We start from the raw sequence: 541 nt of genomic DNA, 5'->3' as shown, positions 1-541 counted from the left end.
GCGATCCAGGCTCCAGAAAGCAAAAAGCCGCACAGGATGAGTGCGGCTTTGCAGTCTGTGACAAGGATTCGACCCGGGGCATGAGCTGATTATGCACATACCGCGGGGGCCCGCGATGTCAGCAAACAACGCGTTTTTCGCGCGTCATGTGGCGCCTTGTGCGGCTTAGGCGGCTTCCTTCTTGAGGCCCTTCACGGCCTTCAGCACCTCGTCGACGTGGCCGGCGACCTTGATGCCGCGCCATTCGCCCACCAGGATGCCGTTCGGGGCGATCAGGAAGGTCGAGCGCTCGATGCCCTTGACCTTCTTGCCGTACATGATCTTGTTCTTGACCACGCCGAACATGTGGCAGAGCTTTTCTTCCGTGTCGGCGATCAGCTCGAAGGGCAGCTCCAGGGCCTGCTTGAACTTCTCGTGCGAAGCCATGTTGTCGCGCGAAACACCGAGCACCACCGCGCCGGCCTTCACGAAGTCCTTGTGGCGGTCGCGGAATTGCATCGCCTCGGTGGTACAACCGGGCGTGTTGTCCTTCGGGTAGAAA

1 protein-coding gene is annotated in these 541 nt (G+C 60.6%); it reads right to left on the bottom strand.

Going from position 1 to position 541, the window contains the following annotated elements; translation table 11 throughout:
- Nucleotides 1-165: 165 nt before the first annotated feature.
- The coding region (locus ACXJKR_RS34345; protein WP_457326672.1) for a peroxiredoxin at nt 166-541 on the bottom strand (376 nt) is incomplete at its 5' end.

Source organism: Roseateles sp. P5_E11 (assembly GCF_054049355.1).
Note: the sequence above shows the minus strand (reverse complement) of the source record. Positions and strands in the feature narration are given on the sequence as shown.